The following is a 26400-nucleotide window of genomic DNA, read 5'->3' as shown; positions in this document are numbered from 1 at the left end:
GCCTACTCTACTCAAACCTGGCGGCCGTCTCGTCATGGACTCTGCGCGCGAGGGGCGCGGCGGTGGTCTGAGGAGGAGGGAGGGTGAGGAACGAACCCGGACGACGACGAAGACCGCCGCCTCAAGAGCGCCCCTCGCCGCCGAGCGGAGCGAGGCCATGGGCAGGGAACATGGCCTCCACCAGGTCGGTGCACCAGGTGAGCAGTTCCAGGTCGCGCAGGGGACGCCCGCCCAGGGGCTTGGTCTTCGGCAGCGGCACCAGCAGGGTCTCTGCGGCCGACTTGTACACCGACTTGGGGTAGAGCCGGTCCAGGCGGACCTGCTGGGACTCCTTCAGCCGCGCCGGGGCGAACCTGATGTGCTGGCCCTGCAGGGCGACGTCGGTCAGCCCGGCCTTGCGGGCGTGGACGCGGAACCGCGCGACCTCCAGCAGGTTGTCCACCTCCTGCGGCGGGCGTCCGTACCGGTCGACCAGCTCCTCGCGGACCGCGGCGATGTCCTCGGGCGAGCCGACCGCCGCCAGGCGCTTGTACGCCTCCAGCCGCAGCCGCTCGGAGGTGACGTAGTCGTGCGGGATGTGGGCGTTGACCGGCAGCTCGACCTTGACGTCGGCGTGGTCCTCCGCGACCGCCTCTCCGGACAGCTTGGCCTTCTGCTCCTGCACGGCCTCGGCCATCATGCGGACGTACAGGTCGAAGCCGACGCCGGCGATGTGGCCGGACTGCTCGGCGCCGAGGATGTTGCCGGCGCCGCGGATCTCCAGGTCCTTCATCGCGACGTACATGCCCGCGCCCATCTCGGTGTGCTGGGCGATCGTCGCGAGGCGCTCGTGGGCGGTCTCGGTGAGCGGGGCCTCCGGCGGGTACAGGAAGTAGGCGTAGCCGCGCTCGCGGCCCCGGCCGACCCGCCCGCGGAGCTGGTGGAGCTGGGACAGGCCGTAGTTGTCCGCGCGGTCCACGATGAGGGTGTTGGCGTTGGGGATGTCGAGGCCGGACTCGACGATCGTCGTGCTGACGAGCACGTCGAAGTCGCGCTCCCAGAAGCCGACCATGATCTTCTCAAGCTGCTGCTCGTTCATCTGCCCGTGCGCCACGGCGACCCGGGCCTCGGGGACCAGCTCGCGCAGGCGCCCGGCCACCCGGTTGATCGAGGACACCCGGTTGTGGACGAAGAACACCTGGCCGTCGCGCATCAGCTCGCGCCGGACGGCCGCCGCGATCTGCTTCTCGTCGTAGGGCCCGACGAAGGTGAGGATCGGGTGGCGCTCCTCCGGGGGCGTCAGGATGGTGGACATCTCGCGGATGCCGGTGAGGCCCATCTCCAGCGTGCGGGGGATCGGCGTCGCGGACATGGCCAGCACGTCGACCTGCGTGCGCATGTGCTTCATGGCCTCTTTGTGCTCGACGCCGAAGCGCTGCTCCTCGTCGACGATGATGAGGCCGAGCTGCTTGAACCGGATGTCGGGGTTGAGCAGGCGGTGCGTGCCGATCACGATGTCGACGGCGCCGTCCCTGAGCCCGTCCAGGGTCGCCTTCACCTCGCCGTCGGACTGGAAACGCGACACCGGCTTCACGACGACGGGGAAGCTCGCGAAGCGCTCGCCGAAGGTCGACAGGTGCTGCTGGACGAGCAGGGTGGTGGGGACGAGCACGGCGACCTGCTTGCCGTCCTGCACGGCCTTGAACGCCGCGCGCACCGCGATCTCGGTCTTGCCGTAGCCGACGTCGCCGCAGATCAGGCGGTCCATCGGGACGGCGCGCTCCATGTCGCGCTTGACCTCGTCGATGGCGGCGAGCTGGTCGCCGGTCTCGGCGTAGGGGAAGGCGTCCTCCATCTCGCGCTGCCAGGGGGTGTCGGCGGCGAAGGCGTAACCGGGCGAGGCCATGCGGGCGCTGTAGAGGCGGATCAGCTCGCCGGCGATCTCCTTGACGGCCTTGCGCGCCCGGGACTTGGCCTTGGCCCAGTCGGCTCCGCCCATGCGGTTCAGCGTGGGGGACTCGCCGCCGACGTAGCGGGTGACCTCGTCGAGCTGGTCGGTGGGGACGTACAGCCGGTCGCCCTTGGCGTACTCGATCACCAAGTACTCGCGGGTGGCGCCCTGGACGGTGCGCTGCACCATCTCGACGTACCGCCCCACGCCGTGCTGGGCGTGCACGACGTGGTCGCCGACCTTGAGCTGCAGGGGGTCGACCATGTTCCTGCGGCGGGAGGGCAGGCGGCGCATGTCCTTGGTGGACGCCTTCTGGCCGACCAGGTCCAGGTGGGTGAGAACGGCGACCGTGTCGGTGACGAAGCCGTGCTCGACGCGGCCGGTGGTGACGTGGACGACGTCCCTGCCCGGGGGCTCGTCCAGCGAGGGCACGAGCCTGGCGGCGACGTCCACGCCCTTGAGCAGCTCGACGATGCGCTCGGCCGGGCCGTGCCCCTCGCTCAGCAGCACGACGGCGCGGCCGTCGCCGAGCCATCCCTTGATGTCGGCGAGCGCGCGCTGGGTGTCGCCCCGGTAGGACTCGGCCTCGCGGGCGGCCAGCTCGACGGCCTCGCCCGCGCCGTACAGCTCGTCGTCGCCGGGCAGGGACGTGCCCCCCTCGCCGGCCTGGTCGGTGGCCGCGAACGGCGCGACCGTCCACCAGGGCCGGCCGAGCTCACGGGCGTGGTCGCGGACCTCGGCGAGGCCGCGGAACGCCGCGGCCCCGAGGTCGATCGGCGCCGCGCCCCCGGCGGCGGCGTTGATCCAGGACGCCTCCAGGAACTCCTGGCTGGTGTGGACGAGCTCGACGGCGCGGCCGCGGATGCGCTCGGGGTCGCAGACCAGGACGGCGGCGCGGGCGGGCAGGTGGTCCAGCAACAGGTCCATGCCGTCGACGAGCGCGGGCGCGAACGCCTCCATGCCCTCGACGGGGATGCCGTCGGCGAGCTGGTCGAGGGTCTCCTTCAGCGCCGGGTGCAGCTCGCCGAGGTCGCGGGCGCGCCGCCTGACCTCGTCGGTGAGCAGCAGCTCGCGGCAGGGCGCGGCGAACAGGCCGTCCTGCGCGACCTCCAGCGAACGCTGGTCGGCGACCTTGAACCAGCGGATCTCCTCGACGGTGTCGCCCCAGAACTCCAGGCGCAGCGGGTGTTCCTCGGTGGGCGGGAAGACGTCCAGCAGGCCGCCGCGCACGGCGACCTCGCCGCGCTTCTCCACCATGTCCACCCGGTGGTAGCCGCCCGCGACCAGGCGCTCGACGACCTCCTCCAGGTCGGCGTCGTCGCCGGCGCGCAGGCGTACGGGCGTGAGGTCGCCGAGGCCGGTGACCAGCGGCTGGAGCACGGCGCGCACCGGCGCCACGACGACCGACAGCGGGCCGGCGGCGGTGTCCCCGGCGACGGGGTGGGCGAGCCGGCGCAGCACGGCCAGGCGCTGGCCGACGGTGTCGCTGCGCGGCGACAGGCGCTCGTGCGGCAGGGTCTCCCAGGCGGGGAAGACGGCGACGGCGTCGTTCCCGACGAGACCCGTCAGCGCCGCGGCCAGGTCTTCGGCCTCGCGCCCGGTGGCGGTGACGGCCAGCACGGGACGCTCGCGGGCCAGCGCCCCCACCACGAAGGGCCTCAGGGCGGGGGCGGCGATCAGGTCGACGTCCTGGGCGGACCGCTCCAGGACCCCGGCCAGGCGCGGTTCGGCGATGACAAGGTCGAGCAGTCCGGAAAGACTCATAAGAAATGCCCCCACGTGGTCAGGTCCGGCTTCTCGTTCGCCTCGGGGCCCTGCTCGTTCGAACACCCCACGCGGCGACCCACCTCGCGCACCGCACCGGTACAGGCGGCACCCGTGGACGGGCCTCGCGGGTGCCTTGCGCACTATACGACGACGCGCGCGACCCCGGTTCGTCGCGTCCGGGGTCACCCTCAAGGCTACTTCCCTTGAGGGGCCGGCATGCCGGGAACCACCTGTCCGCCCGCTACGGCCGATCTCGCGGTGTACGTCCCTTCCGGGCACGGGCGGCCCTCTGGTGACGCGCCCTCCTTCCCGTAGCGCCCTTTCGCAAAGTAAATCCACTACAGAAGGGGGTTCAATGACTACCCTGAGTCACATGTCAGAGGTTCGATGGTGGCCCGCCACCCAAGGCGACGTGTTCAGCCTCCGGATCCGCGAGCTGAGAACCGAGCAGCTCGGCCGCAGGCTCGACATCCTGATCGCCGGATGCGGCCGCGGCGGCCGGATCGATCTGGAGCGCGTCGAGACCCGGGTCACCGGCATCGACGAGGACCTCCCCGTGCTGCGCGCCGCCCTGGAGCACCGCGCCGACCTGGACGCCCGCTTCCTCGGCGACCTGCGCGACGCGCCGCTGCTGCCCCGCACGTTCGACGTCGTGCACGCGGCGTTCCTGCTGGAGCGGGTGCGCCACACCGAACTCGTGCTGGACCGCATGGTAAACGCCCTGCGCCCCGGCGGGCTGCTGCTGATCCGCATGCGCGACCGCGCCTCGGCGTACGGCTTCTGCGACCGCCTCCTGCCCGGCTGGTTCCGCAGGCTGCTGTGGCCGCGGTTCGCCCCCGAGGGCACGGTCGGCCCCCTGCCGGCGATCTACGAGCAGGTCGCCTCCCGCGAGGGCATCCATTCCTACTGCCTGATGCGCGGGCTCATGATCGCCGAGGACTATTCGGGCACGTCGGGTCCCGCGCTACGCGGGCCGCACGCGCGGCTCGCCCGCGTGGCGTGCAAGGCGGTCGCGCGCCTGTCCGGCGACCGCCTGCCCGCCACGCGGGACGAGATCACGCTGGTGATCCGCAAGCCTCAGAACCACTTCGCCCGGCTGATCTGACCCCGGCCGCGGGCGCCGGCGCGAGGCCGGCGCGAGGCCGGCGCGGTCAGCGCGAGGTCAGCACGGGGTGCCAGCTTCCCGGCCGCTGGCTGTCCTTCATGTCGCCGGAGAGCCGGACGCTCTGCCGTCCGTCCACGGTGACCAGCGCCAGGTAGGAGTCGAACTCGTCCTCGCACCCGCCGAGGCACTGCAGCGCGATCAGATGATCGTTGTCCGCCCACGCCAGGAGCTGGAGCATCCACTGCCGTCCGACGATCTTCCCGGTGGCGGTGTCCCGCACGACGGTCTCGGGCCCCTCGACCCGCTGGGCCACGAGATCCACGGCCTGCTCCGGCGTCATCGTCTTCGGTCCGCGCGGGTAGATGCGGCGACCGGCGTACAGCCTGCCGTCCGGCGACGTCCCCGCCTGCTCGATGTCGAGCTCCTCGACCGCGGGCCCCTCGACCCGGCGTCCGTCGAGGCCGTAGTACAGCCGCTGGGGGTCCTCATCGCGGAGCCTCCGGTCGTTGGGCTCCCAGATCAGCGTGCCGTCGGAGGACCACTGGAAGGCGGCGTCCGGCGGCCCGGGAAGCACCTCGGACGGCTCGTCCACGGCGTGGAACGCGGCCGTCCCCGACGCCGCCTCCACGATGTGGAACCCGGTGCGGACCGGGTCGGACTCCTCCCAGCTCGACCCGTCCTCCGACACCTTCTCGCGGGCGTCGGGGTTCTTCTCGTACGCGGTGGCCAGCAGTTTCGTGCCGTCGGGCGACCAGGCGATCCGCGCCACCGGGTGGTCCAGCGGGACCCACCTGACCTGGCGCGTGGCCATGTCGAGGATGCCGACCCTGGAGGCGGGCAGGTCCCGTTCCAGCACGGCGGCGAGCCGCATGCCGGGGGCCACGTCCACCGTCGACCAGTCCGTCCGCTCGTACCCGCCCGTCCGGGGGTCGTAGAGGTACCAGGTGTCGTGGCGGCGGTCGGACCGCGCGCCCGTCTTCTCGTACCCCGACACGAAGTACGACGAGACGGCCATCCGGCCCGCGGCGATCAGGCCGCGCGGCGGCGCCTGCCCCGGGTCCGCGCGCACGTCCAGGGAGGCGGGCAGCGCGCCGGCCTCCACGGGGGACGGCCGGGGCGCCGGCCCCTCGGGCAGCGGGTCGGGCGGCGGCGTGACGAGCGAGAACGGGGACGCGGTGGGCGAGACGGACGCCGACGCGGTCGGCGTGGCCGCCGTCGCGGTCCTGTCCTCCCCTCCGCCCGCGCCGCGCACGATCACCGGCACCAGCACTCCCGCGGCGACCACCGCGGCCGTGGCCCCCGTGGCCAGCACGACCGTGGCGAGACGCCGCCGGCCGCGCCGCCGCAGGACGCGGTCGGTCAGGTCGTGGGGCACCTGGGCCTCCCCCGCCCACTCGCGGAGCGTGTCGGGAAGCAGCGATTCGGGAGTCATCGGGGAACCTCCTCGAAGGAGTCGCGCGGGGAGCGCAGGTCGGCGAGCTCGGGCGCGGCGGCGCGCAGGCGGGCGAGGGAGCGGTGGACGGTGCTGCGCACGGTGCCGACCGAGCAGCCCATGATCTGGGCGACCTCGGCCTCGGGCAGGTCCTCGAAGTACCGCAGCACCAGCGCGGCGCGCTGGCGGGACGTCAGGCGGGCCAGCGCGTGCCGCAGCACGAGCTTCACCTCGGCCGCGTCCGCGTGGTCGCGCCCCGACGGGTCGGGCGCGTCGGGGGCGTCGGCGACGGTGGTCTCGCGCCGGTGCGAGGCCAGGCGCCACCAGCTCACCTGCTGCCGGTACATCGCGCGCCGCACGTACGGCTCGGGGTCGTCGACGCGGCTCCACCTGGCCGCCGTCTTGACCAGCACCGTCTGCAGCAGGTCCTCCGCGGCGTGCTGGTCACCGCCGGTCAGCAGGTAGCCGAAACGCATCAGCGCGGGCGAGCGCGCGGACACGAACTCGCGGAACCGTCGCTCCTCGGCAACGTCCACGATCACCTCCGGGGGTCGAATGTCGGCCCATGGACGCGGCGGAGGGTCTCCCGCTATGCCTTCCCCTGGCCGTGGCCGGGGCGGCGCGCCAATATCCTGGGCCGGTGGGAAACGCAGAGGAGACCGCCGCCGGCCCCGTCCTCGACTGGGTGCCCGACGCCCACGAGCTCGCCGACCTCGAATTGCTGCTGTCCGGGGCCTTCACCCCGCTGACCGGGTTCCTCGGCTCGGCCGACCTGGCCTCGGTGGTCGAGAGCGGCCGCCTCGCCGACGGCACCCCCTGGCCCGACCCGGTCACGCTGACGGTACCGCACGATCATCCGGTGTCCGCCGGTCAGGAACTGACGCTGCGCGACCCCGAGGGCGCGGCCGTGGCCGTGATGAAGGTGACGGAGCGGACGGCCGACGGGCTGGTGGCGGGCCCGGTGACCTCCGTGGGCGCGCCCGAGCACGGCCCCTTCGCGCGGCTGCGCCGTCCTCCCGCCGAGGTGCGCGCCGCCATGGGCGGGCGTCCGGTGCTGGCCGTCACCATGCGCGGCCCGCTCGACTCGCTGGACGAGATCACCGCCACCGCCCGCGAGCTGGACGCGGCGGTCCTGCTGCTCCCGCTGGCCTTCGGCGAGGGCGGCCCCGCCGTGGTGCGCGCCGCGCTCAAGGCCCGCGACGCCCTGCCCGGCGGCACGGAGGTGGCCGTGGTGCCGCTGGCCCCGCGCGACCCCGAGATCGACCTGGAGCTGCGCGAGCACGTCGCGTCCGCGTTCGGCGCCGAGGAGCACCTCGCCGCGCCCGAGCCGGTCACGCTGCCCGGGCCGCCGCACCGGCGCGGCCTGGTGGTGTTCTTCACGGGCCTGTCGGGCTCGGGCAAGTCGACGATCGCCCGCGGCCTGCACGACGCCCTGCTCGAACGCGGCGGCCGCACGGTGACGTACCTGGACGGCGACGTGGTGCGGCGGCTGCTGTCGGCGGGCCTCACCTTCTCCAAGCAGGACCGCGACCTCAACATCCGCAGGATCGGCTTCGTCGCCGCCGAGGTCGCCCGGCACGGCGGGCTCGCGATCTGCGCGCCGATCGCCCCGTACGCCGCGATCCGCGACGAGGTGCGCCACATGGTGGAGGCCGTCGGCGCCGACTTCCTGCTCGTCCACGTCGCCACGCCGCTCGCCGAGTGCGAGCGGCGCGACCGCAAGGGGCTGTACGCCAAGGCCCGCGCGGGGGTGATCCCGGCGTTCACCGGCATCTCCGACCCCTACGAGGAGCCGGAGGACGCCGACCTGACCCTGGACACCACAGGCATGCCGGTGGACCGGGCCGTCGGCACGGTGCTGGGCCTGCTCACCTCGGGCGGCTGGGTGCGCTGACGCGCCGCGTCCCCGGCCCTGTCAGTGGTCGGGGACGGGCGTGGAGCTGAAGTAGGGGGCGCGGGCCAGCTCGGCGAACGCGCGCCCGGCGGGGACGCTGGAGTCGAAGCGGGTGTCGCCGCGCGGCGCGATCGGCGAGTCGAAGTAGACCAGCGCCTTGATCTGCGGGTAGCCCCGGATCTGGCGGCGGACCGAGTTGAAGAACGACACCTTGAACGCGGGGTCGTCGTGCCGCTCGAAGGCCCCCCACTCAGCGATCATGAGCGGCTTGCCGGGGAAGCGCTGCTGGGTCCAGCGGTAGAAGCCGGGCCAGTCGCCCTGGTCGGCGCGCCGCTTGTCGACCAGGCCGGCGAAGTCGTTGACCCGGTGGTCGGCGTAAGGGTCCAGGCCGATCCAGTCGACCACGTCGTCGCCGGGGTAGAGCCGCTCGAACCACGGCTTCGCCGCCCAGTTGGGCGCGCCCATGTACGTCATGACCGTGACGGCGTTGCGCACCCCCTGGTCGCGCAGGCGCAGCACAACGTGCCGGTACATGGCGGCGTAGTCCTCGGCGGTCATGCCGGAGCCGGGCCGCTCGCGCACGTCGTTCTCCGGCTCGTGGTGGATGGTGAGGAAGAAGCGGCGCGGGAGCCTGTGCCGGATCGTCGCGGCGACGCGGTCGATGCGGTCGTCGATGGCCCCGGCGGCGATCTCGGCCCAGGTGCGCCGGATCGAGGGCTTCCAGTTGATCAGCAGCAGCCGTTTCTTGGCGAGGTGGAGCTCCTCGGGGGTGGGGAACGGCTCCCAGCCGCGGTGGTACACGTGGACGATGTCGGCCCTGCGCCCCATGCGCTGCTCGGCGAAGGCGATGGCCTGGGACGGCGGCCGTCCGCCGAAGACGTCCGGGGCCATGCCCCACCAGGCGCCGCAGCTCGGGATCAGCTTGGCCGTGGCCACGCAGCCGGGCGCGCCGCTCGGGACGGGCAGGTCGGCGCCCGGGCGGCCGGTGGCGACGGCGCGCTCCGGCGGCTTCACCGACGCGACGGCGTAGACGATCAGCCCGCATCCGGCGGCGAGCCCGATACCGAAAAACCATATTCCCGCCACTCTACGCAAGGCGACCAAACCTCCCTTTAGTCGTTTCCTCAGAAGGCCGGTATTCACCTTCCCACTAAAGCGCACCGAACGGCCGGAAACTCGCCCCTCCACGCTGAGCTGCGATGTCATGGAGAATGAAATATCCCGATATCGCGGTCCGGCCAGGCCGTTCACCGTCCACGAAAACGCTCGTATGCGATCGAGAAATCTTGGGTTGTGCCTATAGTTCTCAAGGCCGGTTCCCGACGGCCCGCGCTTTTCGCGTCCCGCCCGAACGGCACGAACGAGCACCGATCAGCACCGATCAGCGCGAACCCCGATGGACCACCCCCGCACCGAGAGGCCTGCCGCTGCCATGAGCCACCCGGCGTCCTCACCTCCCGGCGGCCCCGGCGGCCCCGGCGGCACGGACGGCCCGCGCCGCCTGGTCGCCGGGCGCGAGCCCGCGGAGTTCGCCAGGTTCGGCGCGGTGCTGCTGCGGCGGCGCGTCACGCTCGCCTGGTTCCTGCTCGGCGGCCTCACTCTCGGCGTCCTCGCGCTCGTCCTGACCCCGGCCTCCTACACCGCCACGGCCGAGGTCCTCGTCTCGCCGACCGGCGTCCAGGAGCAGACCAACCCCACCACCCAGCGCCAGCGCGAACCGCTCAACCTCGACACCGAGGCCCAGATCGCCCACTCCGCCGTCGTCGCCGCCCGCGCCGCCCGCATCCTCAAGGTCCAAGACGCCGAGGCGCTGCGCGAACGCGTCACCGTCAACGTGCCGCCCAACTCCGCCGTCCTGGCCGTGTCCTACACCGCCGGCGACCCGGCGAGCGCCGCCGCCGGGGCGCAGGCGTTCGCCAAGGGCTACCTCGCCCAGCGCGAGTCGACGGCGAGACACGCCATCGACGCCCAGCTCAAGGCCCTGTCCGGCAAGCTGCGCCAGGTCGACTCCGCCCTCGGCGCCGTCGTCGCCGCCCTTCCCCGCGCCCCCCGCGGCTCGGCCCAGCGCACCATCGCCGTCCAGCGGCAGAACGTCCTCACCCGGCAGGTCTACGCGCTCACCCTCAAGCACGACGCGCTCAAGACCGTCGCGGTCACCCCCGGCAGCGTGATCAGCGACGCCCGGCCGCCCGGCTCCCCCGCCCGGCCGCGCCCGCCGCTGTACCTGGGCAGCGGGCTGTTCCTCGGCCTGCTCGCCGGCACCGGCGCCGCCATGCTGCGCGACCGCCTCGACACCCGCCTCAGGACCGCCGCCGACATCGAGCGCCTCACCGGCCTGCCCGTCCTGTGCAAGGGCGGCAACGCCCGCGAGCTGCGCGAACTCGCCATGGCCGTGGCCCGCCACCTGCGCGACGGCGGCGAGCTGCTCGTACGCGGCGTCACCCCCGGCGTCGACCCCGAGCCCATCGCCGACGACCTCCGCCTCGCCCTCACCGGCCTCGCCCCCATCTGGGTGCGCACCGACCAGGAGGCCCGCGCCGACGCCGCCCTCCTCGTCGTCGAGAGCCGCGCGGCCAGGTCCAAACAGCTCGCCCGGGCCGTACGCCAGCTCCGGCGCACCGAGATCTCGCCCCTCGGCGTGATCCTGCTGACGTCCTCGGCCGCGCCCGGCGGCACCCGCCGCGAGATCGGCCGGCCATCCGCCGACCCCGGCGCCCGGGCCTCGTGAGCCCACCATGAGCCTCTCTCCCCCCTGGCCGTCCCGCGCGCGCCTGCCCGCGCCCGCGGCCTGGCCGATCGCCGGCTACCTCGTCGGCTACCCGGTCTGGTGGGCGCTCGGCCTCGGCGGCCTCTCGATCGTCGTCGCCGCCGTGCCCATGGCGGTCGTGCTGTGGCGGCGCAGGCCGGTCCGCGTGCCGAAGGGCATGGGGCTGTGGGCCCTGCTCGTCGCCGGATACCTCGTCAGCGCGGTCATGCTCGGCGAGTCGCCCCCCGGCACGTACGGCGAGTTCGGCACCGGCCGCGTCCTCGGGTACGCCATGCGTCTCGCGTTGTACGTGGCGCTGGTCGTCATGGTGCTCTACCTGGTCAACCTCACCGAGCGCGAGCTGCCGCGGCGCGCGCTCGTGGGCATGCTCGGCGTGCTGTTCCTCACCACCGTGGCCGGGGGGCTGCTCGGCGTCGTCGCGCCGCGGTTCACGTTCACCTCGCCGGCCGAGATGGTGCTGCCGTCCTGGATCAGCGAGAACTCCTACGTCCGCAACCTGATCCACCCCACGGCGGCGCAGATCCAGCACGTCCTCGGGCACGCCGCGCCGCGCCCGGAGGCGCCCTTCGAGTGGGCCAACGCCTGGGGCGGCAACCTGTCGGTGCTGCTGGTCTGGTTCGTCGTCGGCTGGTGGGTGTACGGCGGGCCGGTGCGGCGGGCGCTGTGCGCGGCGGTGGTCGCCCTGGCGGCGATCCCCATCGTCTACTCGCTCAACCGCGGCCTGTGGATCGGCCTCGCCGTGTCGCTGGCCTACACGCTGGCCCGCGCGCGTCCCCGCACCGGGCTGGTGATCGGCGCCGCCGTGGCCGTCGCGGGGCTCCTCCTCGCCGCCGGGCCGCTCGCCGGCATCGTGGCCCAGCGCCTGGACAGCCCGCACAGCAACCGCATCCGGGCCTTCACCGTCGCCGCCACCCTGGAGGCCGCCGCCCACTCGCCGGTCATCGGGTACGGCAACACCCGCAACGCCTACGGCAACTACCAGACGATCACCACCGGCAAGACCGACTGGTGCGCCGAGTGCGGGCATCCGCCGCTCGGCAGCGACGGGCAGCTCTGGCTCCTGCTCATCACTCAGGGCTTCACCGGGGCCGCGCTGTACGTCGCGTTCTTCGCCGGGGCCGTCCGCCGCCACTGGCGCGACCGCACCCCCGTCGGGCGGGCGGGCACGCTCGTCATGATCCTCGCGCTGCTCTACATGGTCGTCTACGACGGCCTGATCACCGCGCTCACCCTGTACATGATCTCGTTCGCCCTTCTCTGGAGGAACGGCGCCGACGTCCTTCTGCCCGCCTCCCCGATTCACCCCGGCTTCGCGGGGCAGACGGACGGGGACAGCACCCGGCCGACGGCTCCGATGTCCGCTCCCGTGACGACCCCCATGACGGGCGTGGAGCGCCCTTCATGAGGGACTTCCGCGCGCGGCTGCGCTATCTCGACGAGGTGATCCTCTTGCTCTACCCGCCCGAAGACCTCACCCGCGAAGACACCCGCCCGGACACCCGCACCCGCACACCCGACAGACCGGCCCGCCGCGCCACCGAACGAGTGAACGGGCACACGACCGCGCCGGCGGACGGGCACACGACCGGACCGGAAGACAGGCGGGCACCGGTCCGGCGGGAGGCCCCCTACGCGCTCGTGCCGAGCCGGTTCCTGCCGCGGCGGCTCGTCCCCCGGTCCCTGTGGCTGCCCGGACGCCGCCGGCTGCCGAGCGGCCCCGGCACGATCGACGCCCACCTCGCCGAGGTCCTCGGGCGCCCGGTCACCGTCCTGCTGCACGTCCGCCCGGCCCGGCGCGCCAACCGCAAGCCCATCCTGGAGGTCCGCACGCCCTCCGGCCGGCCGCTGGCGTTCGTCAAGATCGGCGACACGGACCGCTCACGGGCGCTGGTCCGGCACGAGAGCGCCACCCTGCGCACGCTCGCCACGAGCCCGCTGAGCACGGTGGTCGCCCCCACCGTCCTCCACCACGGCACCTGGAACGGCCTGGACGTCCTCGCGCTGTCCCCGCTCCCCGCCCGCCGCGGCCGCGTCCCCACCCCCCTCCTCGAACGCGCCATCGCCGAGATCGCCACCCTGGGCCACGCCGTCACCGAGACAGCCGGGGCGGGACGTCCCGCCGGCGGGCACGCCTGGCACGGGGACTTCGCGCCGTGGAACATGGCGCCCGGGCCTGACGGGCGGCTGCTGGTGTGGGACTGGGAGCGGTTCGAGACCGGTGTCCCCCTGGGGTTCGACGCGCTGCACCACTTCTTCCAGCGCGCGCTGAAGCGCATGTCTCCCGAGGTGGCCGCCGCCGCCTGCCTGGCCCAGGCCCTGCCCACGCTCGCCCCCTTCGGCCTGTCCGCGGGGCAGGCGCGCCACACGGCCGTCCGGTACCTGATCGCCCTGGCCGACCGTCACGAGCGGGACGGTCTCCAGCCGCTCGGGCCGCCCGAGCGGTGGCTCGCGCCCCTCGTCGACCATCAGGAGGTCATCACGTGAACCCCACGGTCAAACGATCCGCCCACGCCGTGTCGCACACGGCCGGGCGGCTCACCGTCGGCGGGCGCCTGCTGCCGTCCTTCCTGATCGTCGGCGCGCAACGCTGCGGCACGACCTCGCTGTACCGTGCCCTCGCCCAGCACCCTCTCGTGCTCAAACCCGTCCTGCGCAAGGGCGTCCACTATTTCGACACGGCCTACGACAAGGGGCTGTCGTGGTACCGCGCGCACTTCCCGCTGCGGGCCACGGCGGCCCGCCTGCACCGCCGGTACGGCACGCGCCCGCTGGCCTTCGAGTCCTCGCCCTACTACATGTTCCACCCGCTGTCGCCGTACCGCATGGCCCGTGACCTGCCCGGCGCCAAGATGATCGTGCTGGTGCGCGACCCGGTCGAGCGGGCGTACTCCGCCCACGCCCACGAGGTCGCGCGCGGGTTCGAGACCGAGCGGTCGTTCGCGCGTGCCGTCGGGCTGGAACCCGCGCGGCTGGCCGGAGAGATCGAGCGGCTGTGCGAGGAGCCGTACGGCCACAGCCACGCCCACCGGCACCACGCCTACGTCGCCCGCGGGCAGTACGCCGAACAGCTCGCGCGCCTGGAGTCCGTGGTCGCGCGCCGCCGCATCCTCGTGATCGACAGCGGGCGGTTCTTCGCGACCCCCGAGCCCGTGTACGACCAGGTGCTGGAGTTCCTCGGCCTGCCGCGCCTCGGCGACCCGGTGTTCGAGCGGCACAACGCCCGTCCCCGCCCGGCCGAGATGCCCCGGTCGCTGCGCGACGAGCTTTCCGAGCACTTCGTCCCCTGGGACCTCAAGCTGTGCGACTGGCTCGGCGACGTCCCCTCCTGGTGCCGCTGACCTCTCGCCCCTCCGTCCTTGACTCCTCTCACGGCCATGTCGTCCTCCGATGGGCGCGCGGTGGCCTCCCTGGTCCGAGGCGGCGCCGCGGGACTGGCCGGAGCGGTGGCCGGCGCCGCGGCACAGATGCTGATCGTCGTCGCGCTGACCCGCGGGCTGGACGCGGCCTCGGCGGGGACGGTGCTCACCGCCACGTCGCTGTGCCTGATGGCCGCGGGCGTCCTCCGGCTGGACACCGGCAATGGGCTGATCTATTTCATCGCCCGCCACCGCGACGGGGCACATCCCGATATTTCCAGACTCGTTCGGTCGGCCCTGCTCCCCGTCCTCGTCCTGTCCGTCGCGGCGGCGACCCTCGCGTACATCGGCGCGGACACCGTTGTCGCGGCGCTGAACCACGGATCCGGGAGCGGGTGGTCACCGTCTCCCCCAACGGGCACCTCCACGGGAGGCACCGGGACGGTCGCCGTCGCGGCCTCGCTCGTGACGGCCGACGCGACGGCGACGGTCGTGCGCACGCTGGCCGTCGCCCTCCCCTTCGTCGTCTGCGCGGACATCCTGCTCGCCGCGACCCGCGGCTTCGGCGCGATGCGCCCGACCATCCTGCTCGGCGGCGTGCTCCAGCCCGGCGGGCAGCTCGTCCTCGTCGGCGCCCTGCTGGCGGCCGGAGCAGCCCCGGCGTGGGCGATCCCCGCGGCCTGGGCGGCCCCGTACCTGCCCGTCGTCCTCCTCGCCGCCCTCTGGTTACGCCGCCGCGTCCCCCCGCCGGGCGGGACGCCGAACGTCACACCGCGTTTCTGGCGGTACACGGCGCCGCGTGCCTTCGGGGCCGCGACGCAGGCCGTGTTCCAGCGGCTGGACGTCGTCATCGTGGCCGCGCTCGCCGGGCCCGCCGAGGCCGCCGTCTACACCGCCGCCACCCGGTTCAAGGTGGTCGGCCAGCTCGCGAACCAGGGCCTGACCCAGGCGGTGCAGCCCCGCCTCGTCCGCGCGCTGGCGGACGGCGACCTGCCCCTGGCCCGCGTGCTCTACCAGGCGACCACGATGTGGCTGGTCGTCCTCACCTGGCCGATCTGGCTGGGGTACGCGCTGCTCGCGCCGTGGCTACTGCGGGTGTTCGGCGAGGGGTACGAGGGCGGGGCGGCGGTCGCCGTGGTCCTGGCGGTCACGATGATGGCCGCGACGGCCTGCGGCATGGTGGACGTGGTGCTGATCGCCGCCGGGCACACCGTGTCCAGCACGCTCAACATGCTCACCGCGATCGTGGTGACCGTGGCCCTGGACGTGGTCCTGGTCCCCGCCTACGGCACGCTCGGCGCCGCCCTCGGATGGTCGGCCGGCGTCCTCGTCAAGAACGCGCTCCCCCTGGTGCGCGTCTCCCGCCGCTACGGCCTGCACCCCTTCGGCCGCCACAGCCTCCCCTCCCTCCGTCTCCCCCCCTCCCTCCCGGCCCTCAGACCCTCCCCGGAGCCTGCGCCTACGAGCGGCCGGAGCGCCGGGCGCGTGACCTCGTGAACGGCCGGCGTGCGGGCGGCCCGCCCATCCTGGTGACCGGGCTGCCCCGCAGCGGGACGAGCTGGGCGGGCAAGATGCTCGCGGCGAGCGGCGAGGCGGTGTACGTGAACGAGCCGCTCAACCCGCTGCGCCCGCCCGGCCGCTCCCCCGGCGTGCTCGACGCCACCGTGTCCCACCGGTTCCAGTACATCTGCGCCGACGGCGAGGAGCCGTGGCTGCGCGCCTTCTCCGGCACCGTGGGCCTCCGCTACGGGTACGCGGCCGAGCTGCGCCGCAACCGCCGTCCCGGCGACCTCGCCCGGCTGGTCAGGAACGCGTCCTCGTTCACGGCCGGCAGGATGCTCGGACACCGGGCGCTGCTGGACGACCCGTTCGCGCTGTTCTCGGCGGGATGGTTCGCCGAGCGGCTCGACTGCCGGGTCGTCCTGCTGGTGCGCGACCCGGTGTCCCTCGTGGCGAGCTGGCGGCGGCTCGGCTGGACGGTGGACGTCCGCGAACTGCTCGGGCAGCCCCTGCTGGTCCGCGACCACCCATGCCTGCGGGAGCTGTCCCCGCTGGCCGGTTCGCGGGACGGCCTGACGACGACCGCGGCGCTGTGGCGCGTCGCCGGGACGGTCACCGAGACGCTGGCCGGACGGCACCCCGGCGTCCGCGTCGTCCGCTACGAGGACCTGGTCACCGACCCCGTCAACGGCTACCGCGACCTGTACGCCTGGTGCGGCCTCACCTGGTCCTGCCGAGCGGAGAAAGCGATCATCCACGCCTCCCGGCAAGCACGATCCCCACGCGCGCGCGCCACCGCTTTCCGCTGGCACGGCCTGTCACGCACCGCGTACCGCCCCATGGACCCACGCCAGGCCCTCGCCGGCCACCGCGACCGCCTCACTCCCGACGAGATCGCCCACATCCTCGCCCTGACCCGCCCGGACGCCCCTCACCACGAGGCGTCGCCGGGGTCGGTCACGACGGGGGACGGTTGAGAGCGGTGGCGATGCGGCTGAGCCACCGGTCCACGGGGCCGAGGGTGATGAGGCCGCTGCCCGCGCCCGCGATCTCACCCGCCGCCGGCAGCAGCCGGGCCTGCACCCGTTCCAGCACAGGCAGGTCGCCCAGCTCAAGCGCGACCGCGGCCTCCAGGCAGCACAGGGCTTCATAGAGCAGATCCGGAGCCGGTTCCGGCACCGCACGCAACGCCGCCCGCGCGTCGGCGCGCCGCCCTTCCCCGAGCAGCACGAACGGCTCGGCCCAGGGCCGATACGGACCCCAGTCCGCGCCGAGGTCGATCTGCCCGGCGACCTCCGCAGCGGACCGCACGGCGTCCCTGACGGACGGCGCGGCCTTCCCTGCGGCATCCGCGACGAACGGCAAGGCATACCCGGTGAACGACTTGGCCTCCCTGACGGACGGCGCGGCCTTCGTGGCCGACGCTGCGGGCTCCGTGGCGGGCGCCGTGCCGTCCGACAGGCTCAGGCTCAGGCTCAGGCGGGTGAGCGCCGGCAGGCCGCGTTCCACGCCGGGCATGCCGGCGCCGTCCAGCCGTGCGGCGGCTTCGCGGTAGGCGGTCGCGGCCTGCTCGATCCGCCCCTGGACGGCGAGCCGCAGCGCGCGGTACCACTGCGTGAAGACGGTCGCCAGCGGACGTTCGTGGCGCTCGGCCAGCAGGTCGACGGCGGCGGCGTGCTCGTCGGCGCCGGGAAGGTCCCCCAGGGCGGCGCGGGCCTGCACGCGGACCAGGTGGCCGAGGATCTCGTAGGTCGCCAGTCCGTGCCGGCCCGCCAAGGCGACCAGCTCCGCGCCGATCGCGTCCCGCCGCGCCGCGAGACCGGCCCGCGTGCACGACTGCACGTACAACCCGTTCAACGCGAACGCCAGCAGCGCCGGATCCCCCAACCGGCGCGCGATCTCCACCCCTTCCCGCGCCGCCTCCGGCCCACGCGCGGACCGCACCCCTCGCATCTCCAACGCGATCGTCACCAACAACCGCGCCCGCACCCCCTCACCCCCACCACCTGACGCACGCCCACTCCCCAGCACGCCCGACAACCCCGCCTCGTGAGCGTCACCGCTGACCGGTCGTGCCCCTTCCCTCTCGTCCCCCGACTGCCTTGTCTCCTCGTGAGCGTCGCCGCTGGACGGCCGTGCCCCTTCCCGCTTCAGGGCCGCCAGGGTGTGTTCGGCGGTGGTGACGATGCGCTGGGACTGTTCGGGGTCGTCGCTGCGGGTCCAGATGGTGGGGACGTCGTAGGCGCCGATGACGCGGGCGGTCAGCTCGGGGTCGCCGAACTCCTCGGCCGCGCCGATGATCGCCGGCCGCTGCTCCTGGGCCGCCCGCAGGCCGCTGCCCCCGGTCACCGCGAGGTTGCGCAGCAGGCCGACGGTGGACTCCAGCCGGGCGCGAGCCCCGGCGGCGACCGCACGGTCGTACGCCTCGGCCGCCTGGCTCCACAGCCGCGCCCCGGTGACCGCGCTGGACGGCTGGTCGAGGCGGGGATCGTGCGCGAGGATGTCGGCCTGCAACCGGCGCAGCTCCGGACCCGGGTCCACGCCGAGCTCGTCCGCGAGCGCAGCCCGGGCCCGGCGCAGCACGGCGAGCGCGTCGCCCTGGCGGCCCGTGCGGTACAGGGCCAGGGCGAGCAGACGCCAGGCGTTCTCCCGCCAGGGCTGCCCCGCCAGGTGCGCCTCCAGGTCGCGTACGGCCTCGGCGGCGAGCCCGACGGCCAGCCGTGCCTCCGCGAGCCGCTCCACCGCCTGGAGGCGCAGCTCGCCGAGGCGGGAGCGCTCCGCCAGCGTCCACTCCTCGTCGGCGAATTCGGCGTACGCCGGGCCGCGCCACAGGTCCAGGGCCTGTTTCAGCCGTTCGAGCGCCCGCGCGGGCGGCAGGGTGGCGGCGGCGTCGACGCCGGCCTCGAAGCGCCAGGCGTCCACGTCGTCCGGGGCGGCCCGCAGTGCGTACCCGGGTCCCTCCGTGACCAGCAGGCGGGCCGGGGTCCGGGGCGGGCGGCCGGGTTCAAGGACGCGGCGCAGCGCGCCCACGAAGGTCTGCACGGCGCCGACGGCCCCCGGCCTCGGCTCGTCCCACAGGTCGTCCACCAGGCGGGACACAGGGACCACGCGACGGCGGGCCACGATGAGCCGCGCCAGCACCGCCCGATGCCGCGGCCCCTTCAACCCGAGCACCCCGCCACCCCGCTCAGCCGCCACCGGCCCGAGCACCCCGAACGTCACCCTCTCCATCACACCCCCACCCCTTGGAACACCACCGCGCCGAGCCCGCCGGACGCCATCCCGCTCACCCTTGGGAGGACCCCCGATCAGGAGACTCCACAGGTCGCCGACGCCATCTCATCCCCGCGCTTCTGGACACGTCAGACGCCATCTCACCTCCCGCTCCGGACACCAGCGACCCGAGCGCACGGAACGTGGGCCGCTTCCTCTCCCCCGGTGTCGCGTCCGGTCACCACGGTATGTGCTGAGTGGATGCTGATTGGCGGGAGTCAGGCTGGGGGTGGCCGCCTTCAGGTGGCGGTTTCCTCCGCGAGCGAACGAAAGCGGTTCACCATGGCACCGACCATTCCCGGCTTCGACTACCGGCGCGTTCAGGTCGCCGACGACGTGGCGCTGAGCGTCGCCGTCGGCGGCTCGGGCCCGCCGATCGTGCTGCTGCACGGCTTCCCGCAGACGCATCTCATGTGGCGGCACGTCGCCGCGGACCTCGCGGCCGATCACACGGTGATCTGCCCCGACCTGCGCGGCTACGGCGCCAGTGACAAGCCCGTGGACGACGGCGGCGGCACGTACGGCAAGCGGACCATGGCGGCCGACGTCGTGGCGCTGGCCCGCGCGCTCGGGCACGAGCGGTTCGCGCTGGCCGGGCACGACCGGGGCGCGCTGGTCGCCTTCCGCGCCGGGCTGGACCACCCGGCCGCCGTCACCCATCTGGCCTGCCTGGACGTGCTGCCGACCCTGGACATGTGGGACGTGATGCACGGCACGAGCGCCGCCGTGGGTTTCCACCTCTACCTGATGGCCCAGCCGCCGGACCTGCCGGAGCGGATGATCGCCGCCGCCCCGGACGTCTTCTTCGCCCATTTCCTGGACATCTGGGCGCAGAACCCCGAGGCCGTTCCCGCCGAGGTCCGGGCCGCGTACCTGGACGCCTGCCGCGACGCGGTGCCGTCGATCGTGGCGGACTACCGCGCCTCGGCGACCGTCGACGTCGACCACGACCGCGCCGACCGGGCGGCGGGCAACCAGTTGCGCATGCCGGTGACCGTGCTGCAACAGGACTGGGGCGCCGCACTCGGCTACGACGCGGCAGCCGTCTGGCGCGCCTGGGCCCCCGACCTGACCCACGCGACCGTGACCTGCGGCCACTTCATGGCCGAAGAGGCCCCAGAAACGGTCACAGCGCGACTCCGCGACCTCATGACCCGCTGAACCGAGACCGGGGCCGCCCGCCAGTGGCTCCCGCCGGGACGGCGAATTCGGAGAAGTCGCCCGATCAGGCCGAAGACCAACGGACGGAGTGCGGGAGGAAGGCCCAGCACCGCGTGTCCATGCCGCAGGCGCCGGAGACCTTCGCCGGCACGGCTTCTCACGCGCGTGCGCCGGCGGACCGGGCCGACCTCCCCAGCACGTGGCGCATGACGCCTGATCACTTCTCATGGCCCGGCGGCGGCGTGGCTCGTACCATGATGGCGTGAGGGGTTTCTTCCGGTCTGTCTGGCACGAGCCCCGTTCCCCCAATCCTCCGCACCGGGTATGGCGCGACTGGGTTCTCGTCGCCGTACTGGTCCCGCTCGCCGTGGTCGAAGGCGTGGTGCGGCCGGATCTCCCGTGGCGGACCCTCTCGGTGCTCCTCACCATCGGGCTGGTGCCCACGTTGTTGTGGCGCCGGACCAGGCCCCTGCTGATGGTCGCGGTCATCTTCGCCGGCACCACCCTGGCCTCGCTGCTCACGGGCGGCGAGTCGGCGGAGACGAACACGATGGCCTTCCTGGTGATCGTGATGTACGCGTTGTTCCGCTGGGGTTCCGGACGCGAGGCCGTGATCGGGTTCGTGCTGATGACCGCCGCGCTGGCCGTCGCGGTCCTCACCGGCCGCCTCGTCCTCTCCGACGCGTTCCAAGGGCTCGCCGTCGTCATCGCGGCCATGGCACTCGGCGGGACGTTCCGCTACCGGGCCCGGGCCAGGATGCGCGAACTCGACCAGGTCAAGCTTCTCGAACGCGAACAGCTGGCGCGCGACCTGCACGACACGGTCGCGCACCACATCTCGGCGATGGCGATCCGCGCCCAGGCGGGCCTGGCCTTGTCGCCGTCGCGCCCCGGCGCCGCGACCGAGGCGCTGGAACTGATCGAAGCCGAGGCGGCGCGCGCCCTCGCGGAGATGAACGCCATGGTCCGCGTGCTCCGCCGGACGCGACCGGCGGAGCTGGCCCCCGGGCGGCGGATCGCCGACGTGAAAGAGCTGGCCGACCGTCCCCGTGTCGGGCCGTCCGTGGAAGTGGAGATCTCCGGCGAGGTGGACGGCGTCTCCCCGGCGGTGGGGGCCGCGGTCTACCGCATCGCCCAGGAGTCGGTCACGAACGCCAGACGGCATGCCCGGCGCGCCACCCGCATCGAGGTCCGCGTCGCCGCCGACGACACGTCGGTGCGCCTGCGGGTGAGCGACGACGGCGACACCGGCCACGTACGCCCGGCCACGTCGCCGGGGTACGGCCTCATCGGCATGATGGAGCGCGCCCGCCTGCTCGGCGGCACCTGCGTCGCCTCCCCCGGCCCCGCCCAGGGGTGGACCGTGACCGCCGTCCTGCCCCGCTCCGGGTCGGCCCCATGAGCGTCCGGGTGGTCGTCGCGGACGACCAGGAGATCGTCCGTACCGGGCTCGCGATGATCCTGGACGCCCAGCCGGACATCGAGGTCGTCGGCCAGGCCGAGGACGGACGGCGTGCGGTCGAGCTGGCGCGGCGCCTGCGCCCCGACGTGTGCCTGTTCGACATCCGCATGCCCGTTCTGGATGGCATCGCGGCCACGCGCACCCTCGCCGGACCGGGCGTCGAGGACCCCCTCGCGGTCGTCGTCATCACCACGTTCGACCTCGACGAGTACGTCTACGCCGCCCTGCGGGCCGGCGCCCGGGGATTCCTGCTCAAGAACGCGGGCGCCGCCCTGCTCTCCCAGGCCGTGCACGCCGCCGCCGACGGCGACGCGCTGATCGCCCCGAGCATCACGGCCCGGCTGCTCGGCGCCTTCGCCCGGACGGGGCCCGCCTCGCCGCCCGTGCAACCCATCGAGGCGCTCACGCTCCGAGAGGAGCAGATCCTGGCCGCCGTGGCGCGGGGGCGGACCAACAGCGAGATCGCCCACGAACTGCACATCTCTCTCAGCACGGCGAAGTCGCACATCGCGAGCCTGATGGCCAAGCTGGGCGCCCGCAACCGCGTCGAGATCGCCATATGGGCTTACGAGACCAACCGCGTCCGGACCTGAGCGGGGCGGCGGTCCCGGCGGAGGAACCACTCGGCCACCACCAGGTTGATCACCCATCCCGCGGCCACGAGCAGGGCCCTGGGCAGCTCGCCGGGCGTGCCGAAGAAGATGAACCAGGGCAGGTGAGTCAGGACCTGCGTGCCCGCGCCCAGCCCGATCGCGTACGCGCGCGTCATCCAGGCGCGGTGCCCGGCGATGTCCCGCCGCCGGATCGCGGCGAGGCCGAGCAGAATGGACGCGGCCATGGCCCCGCCGAACACGAGCCGGAAGCCCGCGAGGAGTTCGCCGTCGCCAGGGGGCCAGGGGTAGAACACGGTCATCCACAGACCCGTGATCGCCGCGAGGAGCCCGCACGGAATCAGGAGCCGACCCGCCGCACGGTGCCAGGCCGGCCTGCGGCGGCGGAACCCGCGGGCGAACTGGAAGGCGCCGAGAACGCTGTAGATCGTGGCGCCGACGATGTGCAACACCACGGGCAGAGGCACCGCGAAGAACCGAGCGTTCTCCGGAGTCACCGCCGCCCCGCTGATCAGCCCGTCCAGCCGCACCCCACCCGCGATCACCGGAACAGCGGCAAGCAAGACCAGCCCGACAGGCACCCGCCACTGTCCCCGCGACTTCCCCGTCCCCGCCGCATTGCCCCCACCCACCGCAGAGAACGCACCCGTCCGCGCCGCGCTGCCCCCACCTGCTGCAGGGAAGGCATCCGTCCGCGCCGCACTGCCCCCGCTCGCTGACCCGCCCTCTCCCGTCTCCCGAGCCGCCGGTTCGTCCTCTCCAGCCGCCGGGCTACCCTTCCGCGCCGCCGGGCTAGCCCCTTCCGCGTTCTGCGGGAACGCGGAGGCGTCCGCGCCGGCGGTCGGGCGCATGCCGGTGTTCCGTGCCCCGATCGCCCTGCCGCCTGGGGTCACCTGCCTTGTCGTGGTGGTGATCCCGATGCTTTCGTTCGTCATGGTTCGATCGTGGCGGGGAGGCGGCCGGGCTTCATCGATGGAACGGTCAGACCTGGGTCAGCCGATCGCCCACGAACCAGGCGTACTTTCGGCCGGCGAGGGGCTCGCACCGGCCCACCCCGCCGCCGGTCACGTCAAGACCGACGAGCCTCCCGGGCAGGTCGATCGCATGACCTCCAGGCTCAGGAGGGGCGGCGCCCGCAGAGAAGTCGCTTGACCAGGCACACCAGGAGCAGGCGGAGCGCGAACGGCAGATCGTCGATCAGGTAGCGGCGGGCGAGGCGGCCCGGCTCGGAGGCCAGGCGGAACAGCCATTCCAGGCCGGACCGCTGCATCCATTCGGGCGCCCTGCGCGCCGTGCCCGCCGCGAAGGAGATGGCGGACCCGCAGCCGACGAACCAGGCGCCCGGCAGATCCTGACGGACCATGCTGATCAGCCGGTCCTGCTTGGGGAACCCGAGCCCGACGAACACCACGTCGGGATCGGCCGCCACCAGCGCCTCGCGCACGGCCCCGAACCCCTCGGGCGTCTTCTCGAACCCGTACGGCGGCGCGGACCCCCCGGCCACCCGCAGGCCGGGGAAGCGGGCCCGCAGCACCTGCGCGGCTTTGCAGGGGACGCCCGGCGGCCCGCCGAGCAGGTAGATCGACAAGCCGTTGGCCGCCGCCGCCTCCGACAGCGACCAGATCAGGTCGGCGCCGGTGACGCGGTCGGGGACGGGCGTGCCGAGCAGCCGGGACGCCCACACCAGCGGCATGCCGTCGGGGACGGCGAGGTCGGCGCCCGCGATGATGGCCCGCACCTCGGGGTCGCGGGCGCAGGCACGGCAGATGTCCACGTTCGGGGTGACCACGTGGCCGCCCTCCCCCCGCCGGAGGGCGGCGACGACGTGGCCGACCACCTCCTCCTCGGTGAGGGCGTCCACCGGAAGGCCGCCGATCGTCAGCCGCGGGGCACCGGTCGTCGTGCGCGGCGGCATCAGATGCCGTGCCCGCGGGTGTGCAGCACGCTCAGCACCGAGCGCGCGGAGACCAGGCCGAGCGCGACCGCCAGCGCGATGGGCGCCCTCGGCTCGCCCCAGCGGGCGGCGAACGCGCGTAACGCCCACCGCCCGGCCGCGCGGCGCCGTCCGAGCGCGGCGTTGTGGAAGGCGAGTTGCCCGTAGACGCGGGCGGCGCCGCGCCGGTCGGCGGCGAGGGCGGGGTGGCGGGCGAGCATCCATTCGAGGCCCGCGATGCGGTCGGCCCAGCGGGTGACGTACGCCGAGCCGCCCCAGCGGACGCGGACCAGGGGGCGGTCGACGTAGACGATGGGATGCCGCCCGGCGGCGCGCAGCGCGAGGTCCCAGTCTTCGTTGTGCCCTCCGGGCGCGCTCTCGTCGGGCCAGATGGTGCCGCGCCGGAACAGGAACGTCGAGGAGTGGACCATCATCATGCGCGAGCGCGTGAGGTGGCGGGCGGTGACGCGGTCGGTGCCGGCGAGGCGGGTGACGCGGTGGGTGCCGTACTCGACCTCGACGGCGCATCCGGCGAACTCGGCCGCGGGGTCGGCGTCGAGCGCGGCGAGCTGCGCGGGCAGCTTGCCGGGCAGCCACAGATCGTCGTCGTCGCAGAACGCCACCAGCGGGGTGCCGAGCGCGGCGATGCCCGTGTTGCGCGCCCCGGGCAGGCCGGGGGTGAGGTGGTTGCCCATCACGCGCACCCGGCCGGACCGTCGCGTGGAGGCGTCGCTCACCTGGCGGGTCATGGCCGCCACGTCCCCGCGGCCCGCGACCGCGATGGCGTCCACCTGGCGGGCGACGGCGGCAACGTTCCCGCGGTCCACGACCACGACGACGTCCACCCCGCCGGGGACGTCCTGAGCCAGGACCGCGGCGAGGGCGGCGCGCAGGTGGTGCGGGCGGTCGCCGCGCGTGGGGATCACGACTCCTACGAGCGGGTTCGCGGGGCTCGCCGGCTCCGGGAGCCTCCGGCGATCCATCGGCTTCCTCCGCGCGGGCGGGTCCGTCGGTTCCATCGGCTTCCCGTGCGCCGGCGGGTCCGTCGCTTCCGTCCGCTTCTCCTGCGCCGGCGGCTCCTTGGGCTCCATCGGCTTCATCGGCACTCCTGGGCGGCGACTCCGGCGGGGATGCGTGGGACGCGGGCCTCGTCCCGGGCGGGACGGCCGCGGGGGTGGTAGCCGTACTGGAGCATGAGCGGCCAGGTCAGCGCGGTGACCAGCCAGCGGTGCAGGCGCGGCTGGCGTTCGCGCCAGGTGTCGTCCGTGGTGAGTTCGAGGGCGCCGACCGTGAAGCGCATGGGGTTGCCCGCGCAGGTGTGGGCGGTGGACAGCTCGGCCACACCTGGCCGCAGGAAGCCGAGCGCGACCCCGCCGAGCCCGAGGCGGCCCAGCAGCGCCGCCAGGACGGCCGGAGGGTCGGCGAGCAGGTCTTCGTACCGGACGCGGATGACGGTGCCGCGGCGCCGGGCGAGCAGCTCGTAGGCGAGGTTCTGCACGAGCCAGTGGACGGCCGTCCGCACGGGGGGCCAGCGGGTCATGGCGCCGCCGCTCTCGGGCCTGGTGACCTGTCTGTGCCAGGAGTAGGCGACCGCGCGCGGATCGCGGACGACGTGCACGACGCTGAGATCGACCACGGGTGAGGTGCGCAGGCAGAAGGCGAGGGAGGCGTGCTTGCTGGAGTCGACCACGACCGGGCGGCCGGAGATCTTGGCCGCCGCCTCGTACACCCGGGAGTATGCCCGGGTGTACCCGCTGAGGCCCACCTGGAGGCGCTGGGAGGCCAGCGCGGGGATACGCCGGGTGCGGTCGACCCGGCGTCGCAACGTCAGGACGCGGTCGGCGAGACCCGACGACCAGCCGCCGAACGCGCGGATGCCGACCCGCCGCCAGAACTCGCACGCCCCGAACGGCTCCCCGCACCCGCACGGCTCCCTGGCGATGATCCCGCGTTCCCACAGATGGATCACCTCGCCCAGGGGCGCCACCCCCGGCACCTCCCCCAGCAACCGCTCAAGCAGCGTCGTACCGCTACGCCCCAGCCCACCTATGAAGATCACTCGAACACCCACGGCCCGGACCCCCGAGAACGCCCAACACGGAACGTGCCGACGCTAGCGCGGAGAGTAATCGTCCGGTGCCGGAATGGTAAAGGATCTACATAGGAACCGGTTCACCTCCTCGCCAGGCGCCCGATGAAGTGCTCACCC

At 73.8% G+C, this 26400-nt stretch carries 20 protein-coding genes; 11 read left to right on the top strand and 9 right to left on the bottom strand.

Going from position 1 to position 26400, the window contains the following annotated elements:
• Window positions 1–121: 121 nt before the first annotated feature.
• Window positions 122–3694, bottom strand: a complete 3573-nt coding sequence (gene mfd / locus BJ982_RS11550) for a transcription-repair coupling factor (RefSeq protein ID WP_184879354.1) — start codon at window positions 3692–3694, stop codon at window positions 122–124.
• Window positions 3695–4070: 376 nt separating this feature from the next.
• On the opposite strand from mfd, the gene BJ982_RS11545 reads away from it, so the two are divergent.
• Window positions 4071–4802 carry a class I SAM-dependent methyltransferase gene (locus BJ982_RS11545; protein WP_184879352.1) on the top strand — a complete coding sequence of 244 codons (732 nt, stop codon included), beginning with the start codon at window positions 4071–4073 and terminating at the stop codon, window positions 4800–4802.
• 46 nt (window positions 4803–4848) lie between these two features.
• On the opposite strand, the gene BJ982_RS11540 is transcribed toward BJ982_RS11545, so the two are convergent.
• A complete protein-coding gene (locus BJ982_RS11540; protein WP_184879350.1) occupies window positions 4849–6234 on the bottom strand; it encodes a hypothetical protein in 1386 nt (461 codons plus the stop codon).
• Window positions 6231–6770 carry a SigE family RNA polymerase sigma factor gene (locus BJ982_RS11535; protein ID WP_184879347.1) on the bottom strand — a complete coding sequence of 180 codons (540 nt, stop codon included), beginning with the start codon at window positions 6768–6770 and terminating at the stop codon, window positions 6231–6233. The genes BJ982_RS11540 and BJ982_RS11535 overlap by 4 nt, the downstream gene beginning before the upstream one ends.
• 104 nt (window positions 6771–6874) lie before the next feature.
• On the opposite strand from BJ982_RS11535, the gene cysC reads away from it, so the two are divergent.
• Complete coding sequence (gene cysC / locus BJ982_RS11530; RefSeq protein ID WP_239123681.1) at window positions 6875–8128, top strand: adenylyl-sulfate kinase; 1254 nt, start codon at window positions 6875–6877, stop codon at window positions 8126–8128.
• 21 nt (window positions 8129–8149) lie between these two features.
• Here cysC and BJ982_RS11525 read toward each other — a convergent pair whose 3' ends face one another.
• Window positions 8150–9214 carry a glycoside hydrolase family 26 protein gene (locus BJ982_RS11525; protein WP_239123680.1) on the bottom strand — a complete coding sequence of 355 codons (1065 nt, stop codon included), beginning with the start codon at window positions 9212–9214 and terminating at the stop codon, window positions 8150–8152.
• Between the two features lie 346 nt (window positions 9215–9560).
• Here BJ982_RS11525 and BJ982_RS11520 point away from each other — a divergent pair, with 346 nt between their 5' ends.
• From BJ982_RS11520 to BJ982_RS11495, 6 genes are read left to right on the top strand one after another with little or no spacing between them, the layout of a single operon-like run.
• A complete protein-coding gene (locus BJ982_RS11520; RefSeq protein WP_184879338.1) occupies window positions 9561–10856 on the top strand; it encodes a YveK family protein in 1296 nt (431 codons plus the stop codon).
• Window positions 10857–10863: 7 nt separating this feature from the next.
• Entirely contained in the window at window positions 10864–12300 is a 1437-nt protein-coding gene (locus BJ982_RS11515) for a hypothetical protein (RefSeq protein WP_184879334.1), read from the top strand.
• Window positions 12297–13379 (top strand): hypothetical protein, encoded by a 1083-nt coding sequence (locus BJ982_RS11510; protein ID WP_184879331.1) that lies wholly within the window; start codon window positions 12297–12299, stop codon window positions 13377–13379. The genes BJ982_RS11515 and BJ982_RS11510 overlap by 4 nt, the downstream gene beginning before the upstream one ends.
• Window positions 13376–14233 (top strand): sulfotransferase domain-containing protein, encoded by an 858-nt coding sequence (locus BJ982_RS11505; protein ID WP_184879329.1) that lies wholly within the window; start codon window positions 13376–13378, stop codon window positions 14231–14233. The genes BJ982_RS11510 and BJ982_RS11505 overlap by 4 nt, the downstream gene beginning before the upstream one ends.
• A gap of 36 nt (window positions 14234–14269) precedes the next feature.
• Complete coding sequence (locus BJ982_RS11500; RefSeq protein WP_184879326.1) at window positions 14270–15748, top strand: lipopolysaccharide biosynthesis protein; 1479 nt, start codon at window positions 14270–14272, stop codon at window positions 15746–15748.
• Window positions 15745–16728 carry a sulfotransferase gene (locus tag BJ982_RS11495; protein WP_184889967.1) on the top strand — a complete coding sequence of 328 codons (984 nt, stop codon included), beginning with the start codon at window positions 15745–15747 and terminating at the stop codon, window positions 16726–16728. Before BJ982_RS11500 ends, BJ982_RS11495 begins: the two co-directional genes overlap by 4 nt.
• Here the strand turns inward: BJ982_RS11495 and BJ982_RS11490 are convergent.
• Window positions 16709–18982 carry an AfsR/SARP family transcriptional regulator gene (locus BJ982_RS11490; protein ID WP_184888695.1) on the bottom strand — a complete coding sequence of 758 codons (2274 nt, stop codon included), beginning with the start codon at window positions 18980–18982 and terminating at the stop codon, window positions 16709–16711. The genes BJ982_RS11495 and BJ982_RS11490 overlap by 20 nt on opposite strands.
• 324 nt (window positions 18983–19306) lie before the next feature.
• Between BJ982_RS11490 and BJ982_RS11485 the strand changes: the two genes are divergently transcribed.
• The 3 genes from BJ982_RS11485 to BJ982_RS11475 all read left to right on the top strand — a co-directional run bounded on the left by BJ982_RS11485 (window position 19307) and on the right by BJ982_RS11475 (window position 22240).
• Window positions 19307–20185 (top strand): alpha/beta fold hydrolase, encoded by an 879-nt coding sequence (locus tag BJ982_RS11485; RefSeq protein ID WP_184879324.1) that lies wholly within the window; start codon window positions 19307–19309, stop codon window positions 20183–20185.
• Window positions 20186–20447: 262 nt separating this feature from the next.
• Window positions 20448–21587: a sensor histidine kinase gene (locus BJ982_RS11480; protein WP_239123679.1), complete on the top strand. Its 1140-nt coding sequence runs from the start codon at window positions 20448–20450 to the stop codon at window positions 21585–21587.
• On the top strand, window positions 21584–22240 hold the full coding sequence (locus tag BJ982_RS11475; RefSeq protein WP_184879318.1) for a response regulator: 657 nt from the start codon (window positions 21584–21586) through the stop codon (window positions 22238–22240). The genes BJ982_RS11480 and BJ982_RS11475 overlap by 4 nt, the downstream gene beginning before the upstream one ends.
• Here the strand turns inward: BJ982_RS11475 and BJ982_RS11470 are convergent.
• The 4 genes from BJ982_RS11470 to BJ982_RS11455 form a co-directional block, all read right to left on the bottom strand.
• Window positions 22213–22803 carry a DUF2306 domain-containing protein gene (locus tag BJ982_RS11470; RefSeq protein WP_239123678.1) on the bottom strand — a complete coding sequence of 197 codons (591 nt, stop codon included), beginning with the start codon at window positions 22801–22803 and terminating at the stop codon, window positions 22213–22215. The two genes, BJ982_RS11475 and BJ982_RS11470, sit on opposite strands and share 28 nt — an antisense overlap.
• A gap of 572 nt (window positions 22804–23375) precedes the next feature.
• On the bottom strand, window positions 23376–24173 hold the full coding sequence (locus BJ982_RS11465) for a WecB/TagA/CpsF family glycosyltransferase (RefSeq protein WP_184879315.1): 798 nt from the start codon (window positions 24171–24173) through the stop codon (window positions 23376–23378).
• A complete protein-coding gene (locus BJ982_RS11460; protein WP_239123677.1) occupies window positions 24173–25117 on the bottom strand; it encodes a glycosyltransferase in 945 nt (314 codons plus the stop codon). Before BJ982_RS11460 ends, BJ982_RS11465 begins: the two co-directional genes overlap by 1 nt.
• Window positions 25118–25287: 170 nt before the next feature.
• On the bottom strand, window positions 25288–26250 hold the full coding sequence (locus BJ982_RS11455) for a sulfotransferase (protein ID WP_239123673.1): 963 nt from the start codon (window positions 26248–26250) through the stop codon (window positions 25288–25290).
• Between the last annotated feature and the right edge of the window lie 150 nt (window positions 26251–26400).

Source organism: Sphaerisporangium siamense, from assembly GCF_014205275.1.
Lineage (GTDB): Bacteria > Actinomycetota > Actinomycetes > Streptosporangiales > Streptosporangiaceae > Sphaerisporangium > Sphaerisporangium siamense.
The sequence above is the reverse complement of the archived record's forward strand: the minus strand, read 5'-3'. Positions and strand labels throughout refer to the sequence as shown.